Annotated in this window: 17 protein-coding genes; 8 read left to right on the top strand and 9 right to left on the bottom strand. The window is 68.5% G+C overall.

Annotated features, from left to right (window positions below):
• The first annotated feature begins 80 nt into the window (after positions 1-80).
• From BIV25_RS26425 to trxA, 5 genes are all read left to right on the top strand, one after another.
• The gene (locus tag BIV25_RS26425) at positions 81-1,802 is read left to right on the top strand and encodes a protein kinase family protein (RefSeq protein WP_071374918.1); all 1,722 of its coding nucleotides are present in this window, start codon (positions 81-83) and stop codon (positions 1,800-1,802) included.
• Positions 1,803-1,828: 26 nt separating this feature from the next.
• Positions 1,829-2,554, top strand: a complete 726-nt coding sequence (sigM, locus tag BIV25_RS26420) for an RNA polymerase sigma factor SigM (protein WP_071374917.1) — start codon at positions 1,829-1,831, stop codon at positions 2,552-2,554.
• Positions 2,551-3,489, top strand: coding sequence for an anti-sigma factor (locus BIV25_RS26415; protein ID WP_071374916.1), 939 nt, complete (start codon positions 2,551-2,553; stop codon positions 3,487-3,489). Before sigM ends, BIV25_RS26415 begins: the two co-directional genes overlap by 4 nt.
• A gap of 156 nt (positions 3,490-3,645) precedes the next feature.
• Entirely contained in the window at positions 3,646-4,614 is a 969-nt protein-coding gene (gene trxB / locus BIV25_RS26410) for a thioredoxin-disulfide reductase (RefSeq protein ID WP_071374915.1), read from the top strand.
• A gap of 48 nt (positions 4,615-4,662) precedes the next feature.
• Positions 4,663-4,995 (top strand): thioredoxin, encoded by a 333-nt coding sequence (gene trxA, locus BIV25_RS26405; RefSeq protein ID WP_071374914.1) that lies wholly within the window; start codon positions 4,663-4,665, stop codon positions 4,993-4,995.
• 76 nt (positions 4,996-5,071) lie between these two features.
• On the opposite strand, the gene BIV25_RS26400 is transcribed toward trxA, so the two are convergent.
• The 9 genes from BIV25_RS26400 to rpmH form a co-directional block, all read right to left on the bottom strand.
• Positions 5,072-5,689, bottom strand: a complete 618-nt coding sequence (locus BIV25_RS26400) for a GNAT family N-acetyltransferase (RefSeq protein WP_071374913.1) — start codon at positions 5,687-5,689, stop codon at positions 5,072-5,074.
• A gap of 322 nt (positions 5,690-6,011) precedes the next feature.
• Positions 6,012-7,106, bottom strand: coding sequence for a ParB/RepB/Spo0J family partition protein (locus BIV25_RS26395; protein WP_071374912.1), 1,095 nt, complete (start codon positions 7,104-7,106; stop codon positions 6,012-6,014).
• Entirely contained in the window at positions 7,103-8,176 is a 1,074-nt protein-coding gene (locus tag BIV25_RS26390; protein WP_079176907.1) for a ParA family protein, read from the bottom strand. The genes BIV25_RS26395 and BIV25_RS26390 overlap by 4 nt, the downstream gene beginning before the upstream one ends.
• Positions 8,177-8,509: 333 nt before the next feature.
• Positions 8,510-9,226 (bottom strand): 16S rRNA (guanine(527)-N(7))-methyltransferase RsmG, encoded by a 717-nt coding sequence (rsmG, locus tag BIV25_RS26385; RefSeq protein ID WP_071374910.1) that lies wholly within the window; start codon positions 9,224-9,226, stop codon positions 8,510-8,512.
• 115 nt (positions 9,227-9,341) lie between these two features.
• Complete coding sequence (locus BIV25_RS26380) at positions 9,342-9,854, bottom strand: R3H domain-containing nucleic acid-binding protein (RefSeq protein ID WP_071374909.1); 513 nt, start codon at positions 9,852-9,854, stop codon at positions 9,342-9,344.
• 15 nt (positions 9,855-9,869) lie between these two features.
• A complete protein-coding gene (yidC, locus tag BIV25_RS26375) occupies positions 9,870-11,150 on the bottom strand; it encodes a membrane protein insertase YidC (RefSeq protein WP_071374908.1) in 1,281 nt (426 codons plus the stop codon).
• 3 nt (positions 11,151-11,153) lie between these two features.
• Entirely contained in the window at positions 11,154-11,528 is a 375-nt protein-coding gene (gene yidD / locus BIV25_RS26370; RefSeq protein WP_071374907.1) for a membrane protein insertion efficiency factor YidD, read from the bottom strand.
• A complete protein-coding gene (rnpA, locus tag BIV25_RS47640; RefSeq protein ID WP_079173071.1) occupies positions 11,525-11,896 on the bottom strand; it encodes a ribonuclease P protein component in 372 nt (123 codons plus the stop codon). Before rnpA ends, yidD begins: the two co-directional genes overlap by 4 nt.
• A 21-nt stretch (positions 11,897-11,917) precedes the next feature.
• Entirely contained in the window at positions 11,918-12,055 is a 138-nt protein-coding gene (gene rpmH / locus BIV25_RS26360) for a 50S ribosomal protein L34 (RefSeq protein WP_015659252.1), read from the bottom strand.
• Positions 12,056-12,450: 395 nt separating this feature from the next.
• Here rpmH and dnaA point away from each other — a divergent pair, with 395 nt between their 5' ends.
• From dnaA to gnd, 3 genes are all read left to right on the top strand, one after another.
• Positions 12,451-14,577 carry a chromosomal replication initiator protein DnaA gene (gene dnaA, locus BIV25_RS26355; protein ID WP_079176900.1) on the top strand — a complete coding sequence of 709 codons (2,127 nt, stop codon included), beginning with the start codon at positions 12,451-12,453 and terminating at the stop codon, positions 14,575-14,577.
• Positions 14,578-15,543: 966 nt separating this feature from the next.
• Positions 15,544-16,674 carry a DNA polymerase III subunit beta gene (dnaN, locus tag BIV25_RS26350; RefSeq protein WP_071374904.1) on the top strand — a complete coding sequence of 377 codons (1,131 nt, stop codon included), beginning with the start codon at positions 15,544-15,546 and terminating at the stop codon, positions 16,672-16,674.
• Between the two features lie 181 nt (positions 16,675-16,855).
• Positions 16,856-17,731 (top strand): phosphogluconate dehydrogenase (NAD(+)-dependent, decarboxylating), encoded by an 876-nt coding sequence (gene gnd, locus BIV25_RS26345; protein ID WP_071374903.1) that lies wholly within the window; start codon positions 16,856-16,858, stop codon positions 17,729-17,731.
• Positions 17,732-17,750 lie beyond the last annotated feature (19 nt).

The following is a 17,750-nucleotide window of genomic DNA, read 5'->3' as shown; positions in this document are numbered from 1 at the left end:
GTCGTGCATAGCGACGGACTGTGGGCACAATTGGTTTCGGCGTCGGACAGCGTGCAACGGATGGGGAGGCAGGGACGACGGTGGCGGAACGGAGCACGGCTGCCGTCGACGTGGCAGACAACAGCGGCGAGCAGCCGCTGACCGCCAAGGCGGACCAGTCCACGGCCGACGGGGTGGCCAAGAACCCGGAGCGGGACAAGGGCAGCGACAAGTCGCAGGGGAGCAGCGGAATCGACGGTCCTGGAGAGAAGACGTCGTCTCCCGAACTGCACAGCGGTCACAAGCTCGCCAGACGGTACCGACTGGAGGAGTGCGTCACCCGTCTGGACGGATTCAGCAGCTGGCGTGCGGTCGACGAGAAACTCCGCCGTGCCGTCGGCGTCCACATCCTGCCCGCGGAGCACACCCGGGCCCGTTCCGTCCTGGCAGCCGCCCGCTCCTCCGCCCTGCTCGGCGACCCTCGTTTCGTCCAGGTCCTGGACGCCGTCGAGGAGAACGACCTCGTCTACGTCGTGCACGAGTGGCTGCCCGACGCCACCGAACTGACCACGCTGCTGGCGGCCGCACCGCTGGAGCCGCACGACGCCTACCAGATGGTCAGTCAGATCGCCTCCGCCATGGCCGCCGCGCACCGCGAGGGTCTCGCCCATCTGCGGCTGAACCCGAACGCCGTACTGCGTGCCTCGACCGGGCAGTGGCGTATCCGCGGCCTCGCGGTGAACGCCGCGCTGCGCGGCATCAGCTCCGACACCCCGCAGCGCACGGACACCGAGGCGATCGGCGCCCTGCTGTACGCGGCGCTGACCCAGCGCTGGCCGTACGAGAGCGACGCGTACGGCCTGTCCGGGCTGCCCAAGGGCGTCGGTCTCATCGCGCCCGACCAGGTGCGCGCCGGTGTCCACCGGGGCCTCTCGGAGCTGGCCATGCGCGCGCTCGCCAACGACGGGGCCACCGCGTCCCGGCACGAGGCCGCGTGCACCACGCCGGAGGAGCTGGTGAAGGCGATCGGCGAGATGCCTCGCATCCGCCCGCCGGAGCCGGCGTTCGCCGCCCCGCCGGAGTACCAGCGCACGACCTACCAGCAGGGCACCTACGGCCGCCCGGCGTCGCACCCCGGCGCCACCCAGCCGATCGCGGCCCCGCCGCCCCCGCTCCAGAGCCGCACCGGCAAGGCCCTGAAGTGGGCGGTGTCGGCACTGCTCATCGCTGCCCTCGGCCTGGGCAGCTGGCAGCTGGCGGACGCCCTGATGGACCAGGGCGGCAAGTCCGACGACACCAACAAGAGCCAGCAGACGGACGACGGCGACAAGGGCGCCTCGAAGCCGAAGCCGACGCCGATAAAGATCCAGGCCGGCCAGGAGTTCGTCGCCAAGGGTGATCCCCAGCACCCCGACGACGTCCCCAAGACCTACGACGGCGACAAGAACACGTACTGGCGGACCAGGACCTTCAACTCGGGTCCGGCCATCGCCCCGTACAAGCCGGGCGTCGGCATCGTCTACGACCTCGGTTCGGCCAAGCAGCTCAGCACGGCCACGATCGATCTGCGCTACGGCGGTGACCACACGACGGTCGAGCTCTACGCGGCCGACTCGCTGACGCCGGCATCTCTGGACTCGATGACCCAGATCGGCAACGTCACGACGACGGGCAACACCGCTACGGTGAAGGTGACCAAGTCGGTGAAGACGCAGTACGTCCTCGTCTGGCTGACAGCCGTACCGAACTCGGGATACGACCCCACTCTGTACTCCGGTGCCGGCTTCAAGCAGGCCATCGGCGAAGTGCAGTTCGCGGGCTGACGTCACACCCGGACCGGAGGGGGCAGATGGCGGAGGGCGCCGGATACGACGGGGTGAGCGACAAGGACTTGCTCGCCCGCCACGTGGAGGGCGATCCCGACGCCTTCGGCGAGCTCGTGCGGCGGCATCGAGACCGGCTCTGGGCGGTCGCGCTGCGGACGCTCGGGGACCGTGAGGAGGCCGCCGACGCGGTCCAGGACGCCCTGGTGTCGGCCTACCGGGCCGCCCACACCTTTCGGGGGCAGTCGGCCGTCACGACGTGGCTGCACCGGATCACGGTGAACGCCTGCGTGGACCGTACCCGCAAGGCCGCCTCCCGGAAGACATCGCCGGTCGACGACACCGAGCGGCTGGAGCAGCTCCTGGAGCCGCACGAGTCGGCCTCGGCGCCGGCCGAACGCAACGACGTGCAACGCCAGCTGTTCGAAGCGCTCGGCACTCTTCCGCAGGAGCAGCGGGCGGCGCTCGTCCTGGTCGACATGCAGGGCTATCCCGTGGCCGAGGCAGCCCGGATTCTCGACGTGCCCACAGGGACCGTGAAGAGCCGCTGTGCCCGAGGCAGAGCGAGACTCCTGCCGTTGCTCACCCATCTACGGCCCGAAAGCGGCGGAGACGGAAAAGAACCCGGGCCGGGACGGAACCGGGTGCAGGGGACATCCGTCCCACCGGCAACGGAGTCTGTGAACGAGAGCCCCACGGACACGGGACCGACCGATTCAGCCGTAGTGAAGGGCGGAGGTGGGCGAGCGTGACTTCCACGACCGACACGGCCGGACACCCGGACGTCGAGGAGATCTCCGACCTCACCGAAGGCCTGCTCCCTCCGGGCCGCAGCACGGACATACGACAGCACCTGAACACATGCGAACCGTGTGCGGATGTCCACGCCTCGCTGGAGGAGATCCGCGGACTCCTGGGGTCGGTGCCGGACGTCGCGCCGATGCCGGGCGACGTGGCCGCCCGGATCGATGCCGCCCTCGCCGTCGAGGCGCTCCTCGCCCTCTCCGGTCACGACACCGAGTCCTCCGGTATGGAGACCAGCGCTTCTGGTGACGCCATCGACGCGCGTGTTTCACGTGAAACATCGGCCGCCACCGAACGCCCGGCCGACCGCCCCTCTGGGCGCCCGCAAGCAACGACAGGCCCCGGACGGAAGAAGAGCGGCCGCGGCCGACGCCGTAGGACCCTCGTGCTGGGTACGGTGCTCACCGCCGCCGTCCTGGGAGCCGGGACCCTGATGATCCAGTCGTTCACCGGCGGCAGCTCCACGACGGCGCACGGCACGCCGAGCCCGTCCATCAGCTCGTTCTCCGGCGCCAGCGTCCAGAACCAGGTGCACGACCTGCTCGCCGCGAAGAGGCCGGAGCAGCCGGGCTACAAGAGCCAGCACCCGCGGTCCGGGGTCACGGAGAACCAGAGCACGCCGACAGGCACCGAGAGCGCGAACACTCTGCTGCAGACAGAGGTCCCCATCCCCGACTGTGTGCGGCGGGCAATCCCGCGCAGTGATCAGGCTCTGGCGGCGAAGACCGGCAGCTACAGCGGGAAGAGCGCCTATCTGGTCGTCCTGCCGGAACTCGGTGACAGCACCCGTGTCACGGCCTACGTCGTCGACGCATCCTGCATTAGCCAGCAGCCCGGCACAGCCGGGACCGTGCTTCTGAAGGATTCCTTCGCCCGGCCCTGAGTCCGCGCGTGCGGTCCATCAGTCACCCCCACCCGGTATGCGTGTGCCCCGACACACTGGGAATGCGCGCCCCGTAGGATCCGTTGGGTGGGGTGAGAGTTCTGAAAGGTGCTCCCACCGGTCGACTGACACAGACCAGAGACGAGGAATCAAGCCGTGAGCGACGTCCGTAACGTGATCATCATCGGCTCCGGGCCCGCAGGGTACACGGCGGCGCTCTACACCGCGCGCGCGTCGCTGAAGCCCCTGGTGTTCGAGGGCGCCGTCACCGCCGGTGGCGCCCTGATGAACACCACCGAGGTGGAGAACTTCCCCGGCTTCCAGGACGGGATCATGGGCCCCGAGCTCATGGACAACATGCGGGCGCAGGCCGAGCGCTTCGGCGCCGAGTTGATCCCCGACGACATCGTCTCCGTCGATCTGACCGGTGAGATCAAGACCGTCACCGACACCGCCGGCACGGTCCACCAGGCGAAGGCCGTCATCGTCGCCACCGGCTCCCAGCACCGCAAGCTGGGCCTGCCGAACGAGGACGCCCTCTCCGGCCGCGGTGTCTCCTGGTGCGCCACCTGTGACGGGTTCTTCTTCAAGGACCAGGACATCGCTGTGATCGGCGGCGGCGACACCGCGATGGAGGAGGCCACCTTCCTCTCACGTTTCGCCAAGTCCGTGACGATCGTCCACCGCCGGGACAGCCTGCGCGCTTCCAAGGCGATGCAGGAGCGCGCCTTCAACGACCCGAAGATCAAGTTCGTCTGGGACAGCGAGGTCGCCGAGGTGCAGGGCGAGCAGAAGCTCTCCGGCCTGAAGCTGCGCAACGTCAAGACCGGCGAGCTCTCCGACCTGGCCGTGACGGGTCTGTTCATCGCGATCGGCCACGACCCGCGCACGGAGCTGTTCAAGGGCCAGCTGGACCTGGACGAGGAGGGCTACCTGAAGGTGGCAGCGCCCTCCACCCGCACCAATGTCACCGGTGTCTTCGCCGCCGGTGACGTGGTCGACCACACCTACCGCCAGGCGATCACCGCGGCCGGCACCGGCTGCTCCTCCGCCCTGGACGCCGAGCGCTTCCTGTCCGCCCTCGCGGACGAGGACCAGACGGAGTCCGAGACCGCCTCCGTCTGACCTTCCCCTTCCCCCGCCCCACCCCACGAACGAGTTAAGGAGCCCGCCGTGGCCGGCACCCTGAAGAACGTGACCGACGCTTCCTTCGAGCAGGACGTCCTCAAGAGCGACAAGCCCGTCCTGGTGGACTTCTGGGCCGCCTGGTGCGGTCCGTGCCGCCAGATCGCCCCGTCCCTCGAGGCGATCGCCGCTGAGCACGGCGACAAGATCGAGGTTGTCAAGCTCAACATCGACGAGAACCCGGCCACGGCCGCCAAGTACGGCGTCATGTCGATCCCGACCCTGAACGTCTACCAGGGCGGCGAGGTCGCCAAGACCATCGTCGGCGCCAAGCCCAAGGCCGCGATCGTCCGCGACCTCGAGGACTTCATCGCCGAGTGACGTTTCACGTGAAACACGAATGGGCCGTCCCACGAGGGGCGGCCCATTCGTTTATGTTCTGCCGCTGACGCAGCGGCTACAGCGGCCTGAGCGCCGGCTCCTTCTGGACCGCCCCCAGCAGACGATCGAGCGCCATCTCCACGTCTTCCTTCCAGGAGAGCGTCGAGCGCAGCTCCAGCCGCAGTCGGGGATGCGTCGGATGCTGCCGTACCGTCTTGAAGCCCACGGCCAGCAGATGCTCCGCCGGCAGCAGACAGGCGGGTTCCTTCCAGCGGGCGTCACCGAAGGCCTCTATCGCCCTGAAGCCCCGGCGCAGCAGATCCTTGGCAACCGTCTGCACCAGCACTCGCCCCAGCCCTTGGCCTTGGTAGCCCGGCAGGACGTAGGCCGTGATCAATTGAACGGCGTCAGGTGAAACCGGGCTCGTAGGAAAGGCCGTCGAGCGCGGTACATAGGCCGGAGGTGCGTAGAGCACGAAGCCCACCGGCAGGTCGTCGATACACACCACGCGGCCGCACGACCCCCAGTCCAGCAGGACGGCGGAGATCCAGGACTCCTTCTCCAGCGCAGAGGTGCCTGCCTTTACCGCCGCTTCTCCGCTGACGGGGTCCAGCTCCCAGAAGACACAGGAGCGGCAGCGTGGGGGAAGGTCCTGAAGGTTGTCCAGCGTGAGCGGCACGAGCCGACGCCCCATGAAGGCTGATCCTCGCTTCCTTCGCCCGCCGCATCACGTGCGGCTGTCAGAGCGCTTCGTTCCCTGAGCAGGCTGCCGACGAATCCGCCGACCACTCCGAGACCCAGACCCGCGCTCACCAGTCCGGTGCGGCTCATCGATCGCATGGCCCCGTCTCCCCACTCAGAGATGCAGGTGCTGTCCGGTGGATGTGCCATAGCATTTCGCATCGTATCCACGAAGCGATTCACTCGATACCGCCTCAAAGCAAAAGAGCGGGCCGTGTTCCGGTACACACCGGACACGGCCCGCTTCCCGCACGGCCCAGAGGGCCGGACGGGAATCAGTCGTCCTGGTCCTCCGCCTCGCTCTCCTGGAGCTCGTGCTGGAGCACCGGCCCCTCATCCGGGGCAAGAGTGCTCAAGATCCTCTGGAGGTCGACCACGGAGGCGAACTCGACCGTGATCTTGCCCTTCTTCTGACCGAGGTCCACCTTCACCCGGGTCTCGAAGCGGTCCGACAGCCGCGTCGCCAGCTCGTCCAGCGCCGGTGAGAGCCGCGAACCGGCACGCGGGCCCTTGGGACGTTGGGGCTTCTGGGGACGCGAGCCCATGAGGGTCACGATCTCCTCGACGGCACGCACCGACAGCCCTTCGGCGACGATGCGGTGCGCCAGCCGGTCCTGCTCCTCAGGATCCGTCACCGACAGCAGCGCCCGGGCGTGACCGGCGGAGAGCACTCCGGCGGCGACCCGCTTCTGGACCGTCGGCGAGAGCTTCAGCAACCGCAGCGTGTTGGAGACCTGGGGACGGGACCGCCCGATCCGGTCGGCCAGCTGGTCGTGCGTGCAGTTGAAGTCCTTGAGCAACTGGTCGTAGGCGGCCGCCTCTTCCAGCGGGTTCAGCTGTGCGCGGTGCAGGTTCTCCAGCAGGGCGTCGAGGAGGAGCTTCTCGTCGTCGGTGGCCCGGACGATGGCCGGGATGGCCTCCAGGCCGGCCTCACGGCAGGCCCGCCAACGACGCTCACCCATGATCAGCTCATAGCGGGTGGGTCCCAACTGCCGTACCACCACAGGCTGGAGGAGACCGACCTCCTTGATGGAGGTGACCAGCTCCTGGAGGGCATCCTCGTCGAAGACATCACGCGGCTGACGCGGGTTGGGCGAGATGGCGTCGAGGGGAATCTCGGCGAAGTGGGCACCCATCGGGGCGGCCGGCAGCTCCGCGGCCGGGGGCTCCACGACGGTCTCCTGCGCGACGGGCGGCAGCGTGGCCACCTTCGCCGCGGCCACCCCACGGTCGGTCGTCAGCACCGGAACGGCTGTCGGGGAGGCGGAGGCTCCGCCTCCCAGCGCGGCCGGAGTCGGCGTCTTCTCGGTCGGGGCAGCGGGGATCAGTGCGCCAAGACCACGACCCAGCCCCCTCCGTCGTTCACTCACTGGATCCCCTCCACCATGCTCGGGTCGTTCTGAGCGCCGAGGTGGGCCTGGCTCGCGTCGTAGCTGATGCCGATGCCCTTCAGCGCGATTTCTCGGGCCGCCTCAAGATAGGACAGGGCGCCGCTCGATCCGGGATCGTAGGTCAGCACCGTCTGTCCGTAGCTCGGAGCCTCGGAGATACGAACCGAGCGGGGAATGCTCGTCCGCAGCACCTCGTCACCGAAGTGGGTGCGCACCTCGTCCGCGACCTGGGAGGCGAGACGCGTCCGGCCGTCGTACATGGTGAGCAGGATGGTCGACACGTGCAGCGTGGGGTTGAGGTGCCCCCGCACCAGGTCGACGTTGCGGAGCAGCTGGCCCAGCCCCTCCAGCGCGTAGTACTCGCACTGGATCGGGATGAGGACCTCCTGGCCCGCCACCAGTGCGTTGACCGTCAGCAGACCGAGTGAGGGCGGGCAGTCGATAAGGATGTAGTCCAGCGGCTGCTCGTAGGCCTGGATCGCCCGCTGAAGGCGGCTTTCCCGGGCCACGAGGGAAACCAACTCGATCTCCGCACCGGCGAGATCAATGGTGGCGGGAGCGCAGAAGAGACCCTCGACATCCGGGACGGGCTGGACGACTTCAGCGAGCGGCTTGCTCTCCACCAACACGTCGTAGATGGAAGGAACTTCGGCGTGGTGGTCGATCCCGAGAGCGGTCGATGCGTTGCCCTGGGGGTCAAGGTCGATCACCAGGACGCGCCCGCCGTGGAGCGCCAGCGAAGCGGCAAGGTTGACGGTCGTCGTCGTCTTGCCGACGCCGCCCTTCTGGTTGGCGACCACGATGACTCGGGTCTGCTCCGGTCTGGGCAGACCTTCGCCGGCGCGGCCCAGCGCCTCCACCGCCAGTTGGGCCGCACGACCGATCGGGGTGTCGTCCATCGGAGGCGGTGTTTCACGTGAAACATCCGCCCCCATCGACTCGGTACGGGGACCGGGGACCGGATCGGTCATCGGTCCCGCGATGTTGGCGTCGGACCGCAAGGATTCACTCTCCTCGACTTCAGGCTCGCAATGAACAGAGCCTCCCATGCCTTCGGGGTCGCGAACCAGTGAGGCCTGGTGTTCTGTGGAGAAATCCACCTCTGTGGACAACTCCGCTGCCCCTCCGAGTGAACCGAGAGGCTTGCGGTCGCGCGGTTCGGCCGCGGCGCGGCCACGACTGATGATGCCGTGCAGCAGTGAGCGACGTTTCACGTGAAACACGATGCACAGCGGCTGCGACCGGATCTCTGCGACACTCCGGCTTGCGTAGATTGGGCAGCTTGTGTGGAGTACGTCTCGTCGTCAGGACGGACGAGACGTACTCCACGGACGGGATGTCACCGCAGGCGAGATATCACCACAGCGATCTCGTTCGACCGCTCAGCGACGACGGCGCGCCCGGCCGGTCCGCGCCGCCTTTGCCCGCTTCGCCGCGAACCGCACACCGCCCGGGCTTTCGCCGACCTCCACTCGGACCACCGTCGACATCGGGTCCACGATGCCCTCGCCCACATGCAGAATGGACGTCTCCACCGCACCGAGCTTGCTGAGGGCCGTGGCCGATGCCTTCAACTCCTCCTCCGCGGTGTCCCCCTTGAGCGCGAGCATCTCGCCGTAGGGGCGCAGCAGCGGAATGCCCCAGGTGGCCAGCCGGTCCAGCGGGGCCACGGCCCGGGCGGTCACCACGTGAACCGGGGCCAGCTTGCCCAGGACCTCTTCGGCACGGCCACGCACGACCGTGACGTGGTTCAGGCCGAGCAGCTCGACGACCTCGGTGAGGAAGTTGGTGCGCCGCAGCAGGGGCTCCAACAGGGTGATGTTCAGGTCCTCCCTGACCAGGGCCAGAGGAATGCCGGGCAGCCCGGCGCCGGAGCCGACGTCGCAGACCGTCACGCCCTCGGGAACGGCCTCCGAGAGCACCGCGCAGTTGAGGATGTGCCGCTCCCACAGGCGGGGCACTTCGCGCGGGCCGATCAGGCCGCGCTGTACGCCCGCCTCGGCGAGCAGCTCCGCGTAGCGGACCGCATCGGCGAAGCGATCACCAAACACTTCCCGCGCCTGTTCGGGCGCGGGGGGAAGCTCCGCTGCCTCCGTCACGGGGACCGTCCTTCCGTACAGCGCCGGTGCTTCGCGCACCGGCCACCAGAACTACCAGGCTGACAAAGTTCGGCCCCGTCTGCGGGCAGACGGGGCCGGAAAACGCGGGGACCGATCAGGCGGGCAGCACGACGACGAACCGCTGCGGCTCCTCGCCCTCGGACTCGCTGCGCAGTCCCGCGGTCTTGACCGCGTCGTGCACGACCTTGCGCTCGAACGGGGTCATCGGCTTGAGCTTGACGGGCTCGCCGGTGCTCTTCACCTCGGCGGCAGCCTTGGCGCCCAGCTCGGACAGCTCGGCGCGCTTCTTGGCGCGGTAGCCCGCGATGTCCAGCATGAGCCGGCTGCGGTCGCCGGTCTCCCGGTGCACGGCCAGACGCGTCAGCTCCTGAAGCGCCTCCAGCACCTCGCCGTCCCGGCCGACCAGCTTCTGAAGGTCGCGGCCGCTGCTGTCGCTGATGATCGACACGGAGGCGCGATCGGCCTCGACGTCCATGTCGATGTCGCCGTCGAGGTCGGCGATGTCGAGCAGACCCTCCAGGTAGTCCGCCGCGATCTCGCCCTCCTGCTCCAGGCGGGTGAGGGTGTCTGCACCCTCGGCAGCGGCGGAGGTGGTGCCTTCCGTCACGGGATGGGCTCCTTCTTACTTCTTGGACGGGGACTTGGGCCGCTGCGGGCCGCCCTTGCGCTGGCCGGACTGGGCCCTGCTACGGGTACCGCCGGCCTTGGAGGGCTGCTGCTGTGCGGCGGAGGACTCGGCGTCCTCCGGCTCGTCGGCCTTCTCCAGCGACGTGGTGGACTCGCCGGCCGGCTTCGGCCCGCCGGACTGGCGCTGAGACTTGGACTGGCGCTTGGGCTGCTGGCGCTTGCCTGCGGCCGCGGTGCCGGTCGCGGTGACCGTCGCGCCGTCCTCGGTCTGCGCCGCGGCCTGGGCCGCGCTCTGCACCACGGTGCCGTCGGCCTGGGCGGCGAGGCCGGCCTTGTTCAGCCCGTTGATGAACTTGCGCTCGAACTCGTTGCGCTCGCGGCCCTTGGCGACGATCGCCTTGACGATGGTCTTCTCGCTGCGGCGGCTGACCTTGCCGTGGTGCGTGACGTGCTTGGTCAGACGCTCCAGGTAGGCGGCCTGGGCCTTGGAACCCGGCGTCGGGTTGTTGCGGATGACGTACATCTGCTGACCCATGGTCCACACGTTGGTGGTCAGCCAGTAGACGAGGACACCGACCGGGAAGTTGATGCCGAAGACGGCGAACATGACCGGGAAGACGTACATCAGCATCTTCTGCTGCTGCATGAACGGCGTCTTCACCGTCGTGTCGACGTTCTTCGTCATCAGCTGGCGCTGCGTGTAGAACTGCGAGAAGGACATCAGGACGATCATGACCGCGGTCACGACCCGGACGTCGGTCAGCGTGGCGCCCAGCGCCGCGACCTTGTCCGAGCTGTCCATGAACTTCGCGGCGAGCGGCGCCCCGAAGATGTGCGCCTTACGGGCGCTGGCGAGCAGCGGCTCGTTGATGACGCCGATGGTCGAGCCCGTCGCGATGCCGTTGAGCACGTGATACAGGGCGAAGAAGAACGGGGACTGCGCCAGGATGGGAAGGCACGAGGAGAGCGGGTTGGTACCCGTCTCCTTGTACAGCTTCATCATCTCTTCGGACTGACGCTGCTTGTCGTTCTTGTAGCGCTCCTGGATCTTCTTCATCTCCGGCTGGAGCGTCTGCATCGCGCGCGTCGACTTGATCTGCTTCACGAAGAGCGGGATCAGGCAGATGCGGATCAGAATCACCAGGGACACGATGGACAGGCCCCAGGCCCACCCGGTGTCGGCACCGAAGATCGCGCCGTACATCTTGTGGAACTGGACGATGACCCAGGAAACGGGCCAGGTGATGAAACTGAAGAGGCTGGCAATCGTGTCCACTAATCATGCTCCTTGGGCATGGGACGAGGTCTCTGCGGCCGGGCTCGGAGGAAGCTCGGAAGACGGGCTCCCGGGCTCCGCTCCGGTGGCCGGTTCGGCGGCGGAGGTCCCGCCCCTGCGTGCGCGCCAAGCGGTGCGCAGCATTTCGTGCCACCGCGGACGCTTACGCGGCGGAACATGGTCCACACCGCCCAGCGACCACGGATTGCACCGGAGGATGCGCCAGGCGGTGAGTGCCGTTCCCTTGATCGCACCGTGCCGGTCGATGGCCGTGTAGCCGTAGTGGGAGCACGACGGGTAGTACTTGCACACCGGCCCCAGCAGTGGACTGATCGTCCACTGGTACAGCTTGATCAGGGCCAGTAGTGGGTACTTCATCGCGCGCCCCCTCCCAGCAGCCGCTGAACTGCGGCATCCAGGTCTCGGGCCAGCTGTGCATGGTCTGCGTCGCCCGATCCGGGCAGCGCTCGTACGACTACCAGGCTACCGGGGGGAAAAAGGGCGACTCGGTCACGCATCAGATGGCGCAGTCTGCGCTTCACTTTGTTGCGCACAACCGCGCCACCCACGGCCTTGCTCACGACGAAACCCGCACGCGTCGGGGGAGCGCTCTCCCCAGGCGCGTGCGGGTCCGTGGCACCGCTACGAAGGTGGACGACGAGAGTCGGGCGTCCTGCCCGGCGTCCTCGTCGGACCGCGGTCGCGAAGTCCTCGCGCCGCCTCAGCCGGTTCTCGGTGGGCAGCACGACGTCATGACCTGATCGGGATCAGGCGGACAGGCTGGCGCGACCCTTGGCACGACGGTTCGCGAGAATCGCGCGGCCGGCACGGGTACGCATCCGCAGGCGGAAGCCGTGGGTCTTCGCGCGACGACGGTTGTTCGGCTGGAAGGTGCGCTTGCTCACTCGGGGGCTCCAGAAATCAAATCGGTGTGGCGGGTGCCGTCCTGGCTGTCACCGTGCGCCCACGAGTAGCTCGCGTCACGCCCGAGTGCACCGCTTCCCGATCACCTGGAGTGATCTGTGCCCATCGGAGGCAGGCGGCAGCAGCCATCGACAACTCGACCTGGTTACGGTACGCGGGGCTACGCCATCCGGTCAAACCGAGGGTCACGGAGAGACACTGTCCACAGGCTGGGGACAACAACTTGAACCGTACCCGCCGCGCTGACTACCGTGGCTGAACTCCCATTCGTTCTTTTGTCCCCCGCCCCGGCGGGTTTGCCCCACCGAAACACCCGAAGTACACCCCGACCCGTCCCGCGTCACACGTTCGTGGGACCTGTGAGAGAGCGTGCCCTGTGGCTGACGTACCTGCCGATCTTGCCGCAGTGTGGCCGCGAGTACTCGAGCAGCTTCTCGGGGAGGGGCGCGGCCAGGGCGTCGAGGTGAAGGACGAGCACTGGATCCGGCGCTGCCAGCCGCTCGCGCTGGTCGCGGACACCGCTCTGCTCGCCGTACCGAACGAATTCGCGAAGAACGTACTGGAGGGCCGTCTCGCACCGATCGTCAGCGAGACGCTGAGCCGCGAGTGCGGCCGCCCCATCCGCATCGCGATCACCGTGGACGACTCCGCGGGCGAGCCGCAGGCCCCCGCGTCCGTGCAGCAGCCGCCCAAGCCGCGCTACGAGGAGCCGGAGCTGCCCGCCGGCCCGTCCTCGTACGAGGAACGGCCGTACGAGGGCTACGGCCGCCACCGCGCCGTGGACCAGCCCCCGGCCGACGGGCCGCAGTCCCGCGGTGACCGCGGTGACCGCGGTGACCGTGGGGACCGTGGGGACCGTGGGGAACGTGGGGAACGTGGGGAACGCGGTGACCGTGGGGATCAGCTCCCCGTCGTCCGTCCCGCGTACCCCTCCGAGTTCCAGCGCCGCGAGCCGGGCGCCTGGCCGCGGCCCGCTCAGGACGAGTACAGCTGGCAGCAGCCACGGCTCGGCTTTCCCGAGCGCGACCCCTATGCCTCGCCGTCGTCCCAGGACGCCTACGGCTCCGGACCGGACGCGTACGGCCCGCCGTCCCAGGAGTACCGCCCGCAGGGCATGGAACGGCCGAAGTACGAGCAGCAGCGCGGCGAGTACGGCGATTACGACGCCCCGCGCGGGGACCGGGGCGACCGCGGCGACCGTGGTGACTACGAACCGTCCCGCCCGGACTACGACACCCCGCGCTCCGAGTACGACTCGGGACGCGGCGAGTACGACGCGGGGCGCCCGGAGTACGACTCCGCCCGGACCGAGTACGACCAGCGCGACCCCGTCCGCCGGGAGCTGCCCGAGCAGCCGGCCGGCGGCGGCCCGGCGCACCGGGGCGGCCACGGGCGCCCGGACGCGCCCGGGCCCGGCGGGCCCGGCCCGATGGCCGCGAAGCCGGCACCGGCGGGCGGTCCCGCCGAGCCGACGGCGCGGCTGAACCCGAAATACCTCTTCGACACGTTCGTCATCGGCGCCTCCAACCGGTTCGCGCACGCGGCCGCGGTGGCGGTGGCCGAGGCACCGGCGAAGGCCTACAACCCCCTGTTCATCTATGGGGAGTCGGGGCTCGGCAAGACGCACCTGCTGCACGCGATCGGGCACTACGCGCGCAGCCTCTACCCGGGCACGCGCGTGCGGTACGTGAGCTCGGAGGAGTTCACCAACGAGTTCATCAACTCCATCCGCGACGGCAAGGGCGACAGCTTCCGCAAGCGCTACCGCGAGATGGACATCCTGCTCGTCGACGACATCCAGTTCCTCGCGGACAAGGAGTCGACGCAGGAGGAGTTCTTCCACACCTTCAACACGCTCCACAACGCGAACAAGCAGATCGTGCTGTCCAGCGACCGGCCGCCCAAGCAGCTGGTCACGCTGGAGGACCGGCTGCGGAACCGTTTCGAGTGGGGACTGATCACCGACGTCCAGCCGCCGGAGCTGGAGACGCGGATCGCGATCCTGCGCAAGAAGGCCGTGCAGGAGCAGCTGAACGCGCCGCCGGAGGTACTGGAGTTCATCGCCTCGCGGATCTCGCGGAACATCCGTGAGCTGGAGGGCGCGCTGATCCGCGTGACGGCGTTCGCCTCGCTCAACCGGCAGCCGGTGGACCTGGGCCTGACCGAGATCGTCCTCAAGGACCTGATCCCCGGCGGCGAGGACTCGGCCCCGGAGATCACGGCCACGGCGATCATGGCGGCGACCGCGGACTACTTCGGGCTCACGGTGGACGACCTGTGCGGCACCTCGCGCGGGCGGGCGCTGGTCACGGCCCGGCAGATCGCGATGTACCTGTGCCGTGAGCTGACGGATCTGTCGCTGCCGAAGATCGGCGCGCAGTTCGGCGGGCGGGACCACACGACCGTCATGCACGCCGACCGCAAGATCCGTGCGCTGATGGCCGAGCGGCGGTCGATCTACAACCAGGTCACCGAGCTGACGAACCGCATCAAGAACGGCTGAGAACGGCTGCCAGCGCGTGCGCCGGGCTTGAGCCGGAGTTCGAGGGCGCCCTTCGGGATCCACATCCTGGGGGCGCCCTTCTGCGTTCCCACCGGCTGCTGCCCGCCCGGCACCAAGGCCCGCTGCGGACCCCCGTACCGGGGCCCGGAGGCGGACGCGAGGGCTTCGGCGGGCTGGGGAGCGTTGCCCGATTGGCACCTGGTGTTCGATTACGTGCCGGGTTACGGCCACTCTCCACAGATTCGCTGAGTTTCTTCCGTCCACACACTGGGGACCGTGAAGTTGTCCCGAACGGCATCCACAGGGAGCCTGTCTTCTGGGGATTCACCCAGCTCAAGACCCTGTGGAATCGTGGACGAACGATCTCCACAGGCTGTGGAGAAAAGGAAGATCCACAGGCTGTGGACGAGGTTTTCCACCGGCGACCCACAGGCTGGGGGCGGTTGTCCCCAGTGATCGTCGGCTTCTCCACATGGCTGTCCACTGTTCGGCAACGCGACGCACCCTGTCACCGCGTCGAGTGAAAGGCGTCACACGAAGGTGCCGGATTCGGGTGTGGGAAACGTGGGTAAACCTGGGGACGCAGCTGGGGAGAACTGCCTCCGGGCTGTGGGCGGTGTGTGCAGAACTTTCTGTTCTCCACAGAGACACTTGGTTGTCCACCGCCTCCGCCCACAGGGCCAGTGGACAAAATTTCGCCTCTGAGCTGGGCAAACGCGGTTATCCACGGTATCCACAGGCCCTACTACTACTTCCAACTAGAGAGAGCTCGGCAATCGTTTTGAAGCGGGTCCTGTGCACAACTCGCTGTCTCGAGCCCGGCCGCCTCTCGGAGCGACTTGACCCCGACGGGCACCTACTGTCAGTGCGGTGCGTCAGACTGGTCCCCGGTGTCCTGCCCTCCGCAGTGGGCGGGGACACCGAGTCGGAGGACTCAGAAGCAACAGCAGCAGGAGGCGGCTTACGGTGAAGATCCGGGTGGAACGCGACGTACTCGCGGAGGCAGTGGCGTGGGCGGCACGCAGCCTCCCGGCCCGTCCGCCGGCGCCTGTCCTCGCCGGCCTTCTCCTCAAGGCCGAGGACGGCCAGCTGAGCCTGTCGAGCTTCGACTACGAGGTCTCCGCTCGCGTGAGCGTCGAGTCCGAGGTCGAGGAGGAGGGCACGGTCCTCGTCTCCGGCCGTCTGCTCGCCGACATCTCGCGTGCTCTGCCCAACCGCCCCGTGGAGATTTCCACAGACGGTGTACGGGCGACCGTGGTCTGTGGATCCTCCCGGTTCACCCTGCACACCCTGCCGGTGGAGGAGTACCCGGCGCTGCCGCAGATGCCGAACGCCACCGGCACCGTCCCCGGCGAGGTCTTCGCGGCCGCCGCGTCCCAGGTGGCCATCGCCGCCGGCCGGGACGACACGCTGCCCGTCCTCACCGGTGTGCGCATCGAGATCGAGGGCGACACGGTCACCCTGGCCTCCACCGACCGCTACCGCTTCGCGGTCCGCGAGTTCCTGTGGAAGCCGGAGAACCCCGAGGCCTCCGCGGTCGCCCTGGTCCCGGCCAAGACGCTGCTGGACACCGCCAAGTCGCTCGGCGCCGGTGACACCGTCACGCTGGCGCTGTCCGGCTCGGGTGCGGGCGAGGGCCTGATCGGTTTCGAGGGCGCGGGGCGGCGTACGACGACGCGGCTGCTCGAGGGCGACCTGCCGAAGTACCGCACGCTGTTCCCGACCGAGTTCAACTCCGTCGCCGTGATCGAGACCGCGCCCTTCGTGGAGGCCGTCAAGCGTGTGGCGCTGGTGGCCGAGCGCAACACCCCGGTGCGGCTGAGCTTCGAGCAGGGCGTGCTGATCCTGGAGGCGGGCTCCAGCGACGACGCACAGGCTGTGGAAAGGGTCGACGCGCAGCTGGAGGGCGACGACATCTCGATCGCCTTCAACCCGACCTTCCTGCTGGACGGTCTGAGCGCGATCGACTCCCCGGTGGCCCAGCTGTCGTTCACGACGTCCACGAAGCCGGCACTGCTCAGCGGCAAGCCGGCGCTGGACGCCGAGGCGGACGACGCGTACAAGTACCTGATCATGCCGGTGCGGCTGAGCGGCTGACCGTCGTCCACAGCGCCGGGTGCCCCTGTGGGTACCCGGCGTTTGCGACCGCTGGCGGCAGCGTCCGGGGTTTCCGCAGGTGAGCGCGTATGCCCACAGCTGTGCACGAGGGGCCGGGACTAGGCTCGGACCGGGTACGCAGGTGCCCCTCACGCCACACAGCAACCTAAGGAACCAACTGATGGAGCTCGGTCTCGTCGGCCTCGGCAAGATGGGCGGCAACATGCGCGAGCGGATTCGTCGCGCGGGCCACACCGTCATCGGATACGACCGCAACGCGGACCTCGCGGACGTCCACAGCCTGGAAGAGCTTGTGGGCAAGCTCAGCGGGCCGCGCGTGGTCTGGGTGATGGTGCCGGCCGGTGAGCCGACCCAGTCGACCGTCGACCAGCTCGCCGAGCTGCTGGAGCCGGGCGACGTGGTCGTGGACGGCGGCAACTCCCGCTGGACCGACGACGAGAAGCACGCCGAGGAGCTGGCGGCCAGGGGCATAGGTTTCGTCGACTGCGGCGTCTCCGGCGGCGTCTGGGGCCTGGAGAACGGCTACGCGCTGATGTACGGCGGCGACGCCGAGCACGTCGCGAAGGTGCAGCCGGTCTTCGACGCGCTCAAGCCCGAGGGCGACTTCGGCTCGGTGCACGCCGGCAAGGTCGGCGCGGGCCATTTCGCGAAGATGGTCCACAACGGCATCGAGTACGCGATGATGCAGGCCTACGCCGAGGGCTGGGAGCTGCTGGAGAAGGTCGACTCCGTCACGGACGTCCGTGAGGTCTTCCGCTCCTGGCAGGAGGGCACGGTCATCCGTTCCTGGCTGCTCGACCTCGCCGTGAACGCGCTCGACGAGGACGAGCACCTTCAGGGCCTGCGCGGTTATGCACAGGACTCCGGTGAGGGACGCTGGACTGTGGAAGCCGCGATCGACCACGCGGTGCCGCTGCCCGCGATCACCGCGTCGCTGTTCGCGCGCTTCGCCTCCCGTCAGGAGGACTCGCCGCAGATGAAGATGATCGCCGCGCTGCGCAACCAGTTCGGCGGTCACGCCGTAGAGAAGAAGTAGTCCAGGGATCCAGGTACCG

Source organism: Streptomyces sp. MUSC 14, assembly GCF_001866675.1.
Classification (GTDB): Bacteria; Actinomycetota; Actinomycetes; order Streptomycetales; family Streptomycetaceae; genus Streptomyces.
The sequence above is the reverse complement of the archived record's forward strand: the minus strand, read 5'-3'. Positions and strand labels throughout refer to the sequence as shown.

Excerpts from the sequence above, each read along its gene's own strand:
- BIV25_RS26400 (WP_071374913.1), bottom strand. The coding sequence starts at position 5,689 with ATGGGGCGTCGGCTCGTGCCGCTCACGCTGGACAACCTTCAGGACCTT.
- gnd (WP_071374903.1), top strand. The coding sequence starts at position 16,856 with ATGGAGCTCGGTCTCGTCGGCCTCGGCAAGATGGGCGGCAACATGCGC.
- yidD (WP_071374907.1), bottom strand. The coding sequence starts at position 11,528 with ATGAAGTACCCACTACTGGCCCTGATCAAGCTGTACCAGTGGACGATC.
- sigM (WP_071374917.1), top strand. The coding sequence starts at position 1,829 with ATGGCGGAGGGCGCCGGATACGACGGGGTGAGCGACAAGGACTTGCTC.
- BIV25_RS26390 (WP_079176907.1), bottom strand. The coding sequence starts at position 8,176 with ATGGGAGGCTCTGTTCATTGCGAGCCTGAAGTCGAGGAGAGTGAATCC.